We start from the raw sequence: 6,932 nt of genomic DNA on the forward strand, positions 1-6,932 counted from the left end.
GGTTGCCGTAACGGCGCTGGAACTTCTCGACACGGCCGGCCGTGTCCATGACGCGCTGCGCGCCGGTCCAGAACGGGTGCGACTCACTGGTCACGTCGACCACGATGAGCGGGTAGGAGTTGCCGTCCTCCCACTCGACGGTCCGCTCGCTCTTCGCGGTGGAGCGGGTGAGGAACTTGGTGCCGGTGCCCGAGTCCTGGAAGACCACCGGGTGGTAGTCGGGGTGGATGTCGTTCTTCATACTGGATCCCTCTAGCTCGGTAGAAGTCTTGGGTCTGGCGCCCGCCCCGTCAGGGGCACGCAACTGCCAGTGGCCGAACCGGGGATCCCGGTATCAGCACACGCATCGGTAGATCGTACCCGTACGATGACCGCGTACCCAATTCGCACGCTCCGCCGGCCGTCCCCACCGGCGTTGACGTGCTGATTACCGTTTCCCGCGGTCGGGCCGTAAACTAGACCATCGCTGTTGTCTGCACGTTTGCTATCGCCTCTCACGGTGCCCGCGACGTGGTGATCCGCTGCTGTTCGGCCCAGGCCGACCGGGAGCCCCGACCATCACGCGCCACCGTACGAGGAGGCGGAAGGAGAACCACGCCATGTCGGCGCATTGCCAGGTAACGGGACGGAAGCCGGGTTTCGGCAAGTCCGTCTCGCACTCACACCGCAGGACCAACCGTCGCTGGAACCCGAACATCCAGCGCCGTAGCTACTTCGTGCCCTCCGAGGGTCGTCGCGTCACGCTGACGGTCTCCACCAAGGGCATCAAGACCATCGACCGCGATGGCATCGAGGCCGTCGTGGCCCGTATCCGCGCCCGTGGGGAGAAGATCTGAGATGGCACGTAACGACGTTCGACCCATCATCAAGCTCAAGTCCACGGCCGGGACCGGGTTCACGTACGTGACCCGCAAGAACCGCCGTAACAACCCGGACCGCATCGTCCTCAAGAAGTTCGACCCGGTCGTCCGTAAGCACGTCGAATTCCGAGAGGAGCGCTGACCCGTGGCCAAGAAGTCAAAGATCGCGCGCAACGAGCAGCGCAAGGCCAAGGTGGCCCGGTTCGCCGAGCGCCGCGCCGAGCTCAAGGCAATCATCAAGAACCCCGAGAGCACGGACGAGGCGCGCATGGACGCCCAGACCGCGCTCAACAAGATGCCGCGTGACGCCTCGCCCGTGCGGGTGCGTAACCGCGACGTCGCCGATGGCCGCCCCCGCGGCTACCTCCGCAAGTTCGGCCTCTCCCGCGTCCGCATGCGCGAGATGGCCCACCGTGGCGAGCTGCCCGGTGTCACGAAGTCGAGTTGGTGAGTAGGTAATCATGGCAAAAGCGCGTAGCACCCCATCCAAGAAGATCCGTGCCCAGGAGGGTCGTCGGCCCAAGAAGAACCCGTTGAAGGTCGCGGGTATCGAGACGGTCGACTACAAGGACGTCAACACCCTCCGCACGTTCATCTCCGATCGTGGCAAGATCCGTTCACGCCGCGTCACCGGCCTCACGCCGCAGCAGCAGCGTCAGGTCGCCGTCGCGGTCAAGAACGCCCGTGAGATGGCACTGCTGCCGTTCACCAGCCGCTGAGCCACTGCTCGGCGCGGTCGAACCGCACCGCACGTCCCGCCCGCGGTAACTAGCCGCCGACACAGGCAACAGCAACCCGATCGGGGTCGCGCCTCCTGCCCGCAGGAGTGCACGGCCCCGATCGGCGTTACCGCTCCCCCTCCCCCGAACCCCAGGAGTCCGCAGTGGCCGGCGTCCTCAACGGCTTCGCCGTGATCGTCGCGGTCGTCGCTCTCGGGTGGCTGCTCGCCCGGTCCCGGGTCCTCGGCTCGGACGCCCGACTGGTGCTCAACCGGCTCGTGTTCTTTGTCGCCACCCCGGCCCTGTTGTTCGACGCCCTCGCCCGGACCACGCTCGACCAGGTCTTCACCGGCGTCTTTGTGGTCTCCGCCGGTACGGCGATCGTGATGGCGGTCGCCTACGTGCTCATCGCGAAGCTGTGGCTCCGGCGGCCGGCCGCCGACCTCGCCGTCGGCGCCCTGTCCGCCAGCTACGTCAACTCCGCCAACCTGGGCATCCCCATCGCCGTCTACGTCCTGGGGGACTTCGGGTTCGTCATGCCCCTGTTGCTGTTCCAGGTGGCGGTGCTGCAGCCGATCGCCATCGCCGTACTCGAACGCGCCGCCCGGGCGGAGGGCACGACCGATGGCGGTGGAGGTGCGTTCTCCTCGGCGCTGCAGGCCGCCCGGACCCCGCTGGTCCTGGCCGCCCTCGCCGGGGTGGTGGTGGCCGCACTGCCGTGGTCGCCGCCCGAGCGCCTTCTCGAGCCGGTCCACCTGGTGGGTCAGATCTCGGTCCCCGGCGCACTCCTGGTGTTCGGCATGTCCCTCTACGGCGTGAAGGTGCTCGAAGCCGGAGCGTCGCCGCGCCGGGAGATCGCACTGGCGAGCGGCCTGAAACTGGTCGCACACCCTCTGCTCGCGTACGCCGTCGGCAGTGGGCTCATGGGGATGCGGGGTCACGAACTGCTCACCGTGGTGGTGGCCGCGGCCCTGCCCACCGCGCAGAACGTCCTGGTGGTGGCCACCCGCTACGGTCACGGGACGCTGCTCGCCCGCGACTCGGCGGTCCTCACCACGCTCGGGTCGCTCCCTGTCCTACTGCTGGTCTCCGCACTCCTGGCGTGAGCACCAGCGGGGACCGCACAGAGCCCAGCAGCCCTCAGACCGCGCCCGCCGCGACGATCCCGGCGAACACCACCGCGTTGTTGACCCCGTGCAGGACGATGCCGGGCACGATCGAGCGGTACCACTGCGCCATCACGCACAGCGAGATCCCCACCACCACCAGGTAGGGCAACGCGGCCGGGATCAGGTGAACGGCGGCGAAGATCGCCCCGGCGAGTGCGATCCCCGGAACGGCCCGGAACCTCGCCCGCAGCGCGGGTAGGACGATGCCTCTGAAGACCACCTCCTCGGCCATGGGCACGAGCACTGCCACGGCGAGCAGCCCCAGGAGGACGAATGCCGGCCCCCCGGTGGCGAGATCCTCGAGCCCGTCGTCGGACCCCTCCGGCCCGGTCCCGAGTGGTATGAGCACGACCATGGAGGCCACGACCCCTGCGACCATCACCGCCGGTATCTGCCACAGCAGATGCATCGGCGACCGCTCCGGGCGGCGAACGCCCACGTCGGCCCAACCCAACCCGCGTCGGCGCAGCAGGTGGACCCGCACGGCCACCAGCGCCGCCACCGCCGTGCCGCCGAGCACGACGAGGGCGAGCAGGGCGGTATCGGGCCGCGCGGTGCCGACGGCCCTCACCGCGAGAAGGACGAGGAGGACGACGACGACGAGGCCGACCACATACCCCACCACCCAGGCCAACGCCGACAGCGCCGCCCGACCCCGGACCGGTGTGGTCCAGAGTCCGGCGGCGCCGGCGGGCGGTGGCGCGATTACCGCGGCACCTCGATCACGTCAGGTCCGCGCTCACGCGGTACGGGGCTCCCGTCGCGGCGGCGACCTGCTCGAGGGTCACCCCGTCGACCAGCTCGATCAGGGTCAACCCGTCGGAGTCGCGGTCGAACACTCCCAGTTCGGTGATGATCCGGTCCACGCAGCCCAGGCCGGTGAGCGGGAGCGAGATCTCGGAGACGATCTTGGACGAGCCGTCCTTGGCCACCTGGTCCATCACCACGACGATGCGGCGGGCCCCCACCACGAGGTCCATCGCGCCGCCCATGCCCTTGACCATCGCGCCGGGCACCATCCAGTTGGCGATGTCGCCGGCCGGGTTGACCTCCATCGCGCCCAGGATCGCCACGTCGATCTTGCCCGAGCGAATCATCCCGAAGCTGGTCGCCGAGTCGAAGATCGACGAGCCGGGGAGCGTGGTCACGGTCTCCTTGCCGGCATTGATCAGGTCCGGGTCGACGTCATCCGGGTGCGGGTAGGGGCCGATCCCGAGCAGACCGTTCTCCGACTGCAGGGTGACGTTGACGTCCTCGGGGACGTAGTTGGGCACCATCGTCGGCAGCCCGATACCCAGGTTGACGTACTGGCCGTCCGAGAGTTCGAGGGCCGCGCGGGCGGCCATCGCCTTGCGGTCGCGTCCGAGTCGGGCGGGCGTGGCGGAGGTACTCATCAGCGCTGTCCTTCCGAGGGCGGGTTGGTGGTGGTCTTCTCGATCCACTTGGTCTGCTCCACCTGCTGCGCAGTGAGTTCGACCAGGCGGTGCACGAAGATGCCGGGCAGGTGGATGTCGTCGGGGGCCAGCTCGCCGACCTCGACGATCTTCTCCGCCTCGACGATGCACACCCGGCCGGCCATGGCGGCCAAGGGCGAGAAGTTGCGCGCGGTCAGGTTGAACCGCAGGTTGCCGCTGCGGTCCGCGACCGCCGCCCGCACCAGCGCGAAGTCGGCCTCGATGGCCTGCTCGAGTACGTAGGTCTCGCCGCGGATCTCCCTGGTCTCCTTGGGCGGAGAGGCCAGTGCGACGCCGCCCTCGGAGTCGTACTTCCACGGCATCCCGCCGTCGGCCACGTAGGTGCCCACGCCGGTGCGCGTGTAGAACGCCCCGATCCCGGATCCTCCCGCGCGCATGCGCTCGGCGAGGGTGCCCTGCGGCGTCAACTCCACCTCGAGCTCACCGGACAGATACTGGCGGGCGAACTCCTTGTTCTCGCCCACGTACGACGAGACGATGCGCCGGAGCTTCCCGGTCTCCAGGAGCATCCCGAGGCCCTTGCCGTCGACGCCCGCGTTGTTGGAGAAGACCTCGAAGTCCCCGACGTCGCGTGACGCGAGTGCCTCGATGACGACCTGCGGGATCCCGCACAGCCCGAACCCGCCGGCGGCGATCGACGCCCCGTCCGGGATGTCCGCGACGGCCTCCGCCGCGGTCATGATCTTGCTGGACATACACGTACTCCTTAGGTGTGTGGGCCGTCAGGCGATGCCGAGGATCTCGATCGCCGTCTTGCGCATGTCGACCTTGCGGACCTTGCCGGTGACCGTCATGGGGAACTCGTCCACCACGTGGACGTACTTCGGGATCTTGTGGCGGGCGAGCTTGCCGGTGGCGAAGTCGCGGACCTCGTCGGCCGTGAGGTCCTCGCGCCCGGACTTGAGCCGGACCCACGCCATGAGCTCCTCGCCGTACTTCGGATCCGGGACCCCGATCACCTGGGCGTCGAGGATGTCGGGGTGCGTGTAGAGGAACTCCTCGACCTCGCGCGGATAGATGTTCTCGCCGCCGCGGATCACCATGTCCTTGATGCGGCCGGTGATCGTGACGTAGCCGTCGGGGTCCATCTCCCCGATGTCACCGGTGTGCATCCACCCGTCGGCGTCGAGAGCCTCGGCGGTCTTCTCCGGCTCGTTCCAGTACCCGATCATCACGCTGTACCCCTTGGTACAGAACTCCCCCGCCTGGCCGCGCGGCAGGGTCTCACCCGACTCCGGATCGACGATCTTGATCTCGAGGTGCTGGCCGACCCGCCCCACGGTGGAGACGCGGCGGTCCAACGAGTCGTCCGCCCGGGTCTGGGTGGACACCGGGGAGGTCTCGGTCATGCCGTAACAGATCGACACCTCCTCCATGTTCATCTGGTCGATCACCTGTCGCATGGTCGCCTCCGGGCACGGCGAACCGGCCATGATCCCGGTCCGCAGGGACGACAGGTCGTAGGAGTCGAAGTCCTCGAGCGCGAGCTCCGCGATGAACATCGTCGGCACGCCGTACAGGCTCGTGCACTTCTCCTGCGCCACCGCGCGCAGCGAGGCCGCGGGGTCGAACGCCGGCGCGGGGATCACCATGCACGATCCGTGGGTGGTGCACGCGAGGTTGCCCATCACCATGCCGAAGCAGTGGTAGAAGGGCACCGGGATGCAGACCCGGTCCACCTCCGAGTAGTTGATCGTCTCGCCCACGAAGAACCCGTTGTTGAGGATGTTGGTGTGCGAGAGGGTGGCGCCCTTGGGGAAACCGGTGGTGCCCGACGTGTACTGGATGTTGATGGGGTCGCCGGCGCCGAGACCGGCGCGGATCCCGGCCAGCTCCTCCGCGTCGGTGGGCCCCGACATCATCGACTCCCACTCCTCGTCACCGAACAGCACGACCACGTCCAGGTCGGGGCAGCTCGGCTGGACCTGCGAGAGCATGCCGGTGTAGTCCGAGTCCTTGAACTGGGGCGCCGCGACCACGGCCTTGATCCCGGCCTGCGTGAGCACGTACTCCAACTCGTGGACGCGGTAGGAGGGGTTGATGTTGACCAGCACCGCCCCGATCTCGGCGGTGGCGTACTGGATCATCACCCACTCCCAGCGGTTGGGGGACCAGATCCCCACGCGGTCGCCGGTCCGGATCCCGAGCTTGAGCAGTCCCGAGGCCAGGCGACGGACGTCGGCGTGGAACTCCGTGTAGGTCCACCGGCGGCCTGCCTGCACGTCGACGAGGGCGTCGCGGTCGCCGAAGCGCCGGGCCGTGGAGGCCAGGTTGTCGGCGATCGTCTGCGTGAGCAGCGGGACGTCGGCGTCCCCGCGGGTGTGGGAGAGGGCGGGGTCCAACGGGGTGGAATCGAGATCGGTGGTGGTCATCTCGGTGCTCCTTGAGGGTGGCGGCTGATCAGGTGATGGCGGCCGCGGCGCGACGCATCGTCGCCTCGGCCTGACGGAAGACGGGGCCGTCGACCATGCGGCCGTCCAGCCGGAAGACGCCCTGGTTGCTCCGGGCGGCGTCGAGGACCTTCCGGGCCCAGGCCACCTCGTCGTCGTCGGGCGCGAAGGCCTGTCGGACCACCGCCACCTGTGACGGGTGGATGCAGGCCGTGGCCACGAAGCCCAGGGCGACGGCGTCGAGCGCCTCGGCGCGCTGACCCGCCTCGTCGGCGATGTCGAGGTGGACCGAGTCCACCGCCCACCGACCGAATGCGGC

General features: G+C 68.8%; 11 protein-coding genes. 5 read left to right on the forward strand and 6 right to left on the reverse strand.

Going from position 1 to position 6,932, the window contains the following annotated elements; genetic code table 11:
- Window positions 1-241 (reverse strand): type B 50S ribosomal protein L31 (locus G6020_RS06130; RefSeq protein ID WP_182610006.1); only part of this gene is annotated, 241 nt, incomplete at its 3' end.
- A 358-nt stretch (window positions 242-599) separates the two neighbouring features.
- On the opposite strand from G6020_RS06130, the gene rpmB reads away from it, so the two are divergent.
- From rpmB to G6020_RS06155, 5 genes are all read left to right on the forward strand, one after another.
- Window positions 600-836, forward strand: coding sequence for a 50S ribosomal protein L28 (gene rpmB / locus G6020_RS06135; RefSeq protein ID WP_010542299.1), 237 nt, complete (start codon window positions 600-602; stop codon window positions 834-836).
- Between the two features lies 1 nt (window position 837).
- Window positions 838-1,002, forward strand: coding sequence for a 50S ribosomal protein L33 (gene rpmG, locus G6020_RS06140; RefSeq protein ID WP_017836290.1), 165 nt, complete (start codon window positions 838-840; stop codon window positions 1,000-1,002).
- A 3-nt stretch (window positions 1,003-1,005) separates the two neighbouring features.
- Window positions 1,006-1,311 carry a 30S ribosomal protein S14 gene (gene rpsN / locus G6020_RS06145; protein WP_017836289.1) on the forward strand — a complete coding sequence of 102 codons (306 nt, stop codon included), beginning with the start codon at window positions 1,006-1,008 and terminating at the stop codon, window positions 1,309-1,311.
- A 10-nt stretch (window positions 1,312-1,321) separates the two neighbouring features.
- A complete protein-coding gene (gene rpsR / locus G6020_RS06150; RefSeq protein ID WP_007632792.1) occupies window positions 1,322-1,579 on the forward strand; it encodes a 30S ribosomal protein S18 in 258 nt (85 codons plus the stop codon).
- A 164-nt stretch (window positions 1,580-1,743) separates the two neighbouring features.
- Window positions 1,744-2,685, forward strand: a complete 942-nt coding sequence (locus G6020_RS06155; RefSeq protein ID WP_182610007.1) for an AEC family transporter — start codon at window positions 1,744-1,746, stop codon at window positions 2,683-2,685.
- Window positions 2,686-2,719: 34 nt separating this feature from the next.
- On the opposite strand, the gene G6020_RS06160 is transcribed toward G6020_RS06155, so the two are convergent.
- From G6020_RS06160 to G6020_RS06180, 5 genes are all read right to left on the reverse strand, one after another.
- Window positions 2,720-3,361: a type II CAAX endopeptidase family protein gene (locus tag G6020_RS06160; RefSeq protein ID WP_347238320.1), complete on the reverse strand. Its 642-nt coding sequence runs from the start codon at window positions 3,359-3,361 to the stop codon at window positions 2,720-2,722.
- 109 nt (window positions 3,362-3,470) lie between these two features.
- On the reverse strand, window positions 3,471-4,142 hold the full coding sequence (locus G6020_RS06165) for a 3-oxoacid CoA-transferase subunit B (RefSeq protein WP_182610008.1): 672 nt from the start codon (window positions 4,140-4,142) through the stop codon (window positions 3,471-3,473).
- A complete protein-coding gene (locus G6020_RS06170; RefSeq protein ID WP_182610009.1) occupies window positions 4,142-4,918 on the reverse strand; it encodes a CoA transferase subunit A in 777 nt (258 codons plus the stop codon). The genes G6020_RS06165 and G6020_RS06170 overlap by 1 nt, the downstream gene beginning before the upstream one ends.
- Before the next feature lie 27 nt (window positions 4,919-4,945).
- On the reverse strand, window positions 4,946-6,595 hold the full coding sequence (locus G6020_RS06175) for an AMP-binding protein (protein WP_182610010.1): 1,650 nt from the start codon (window positions 6,593-6,595) through the stop codon (window positions 4,946-4,948).
- Between the two features lie 28 nt (window positions 6,596-6,623).
- The coding region (locus G6020_RS06180) for an HpcH/HpaI aldolase/citrate lyase family protein (protein WP_182610011.1) at window positions 6,624-6,932 on the reverse strand (309 nt) is incomplete at its 5' end.

This window comes from Dietzia sp. B19, from assembly GCF_014145155.1.
In the GTDB taxonomy this organism is placed as follows: Bacteria; Actinomycetota; Actinomycetes; order Mycobacteriales; family Mycobacteriaceae; genus Dietzia; species Dietzia natronolimnaea.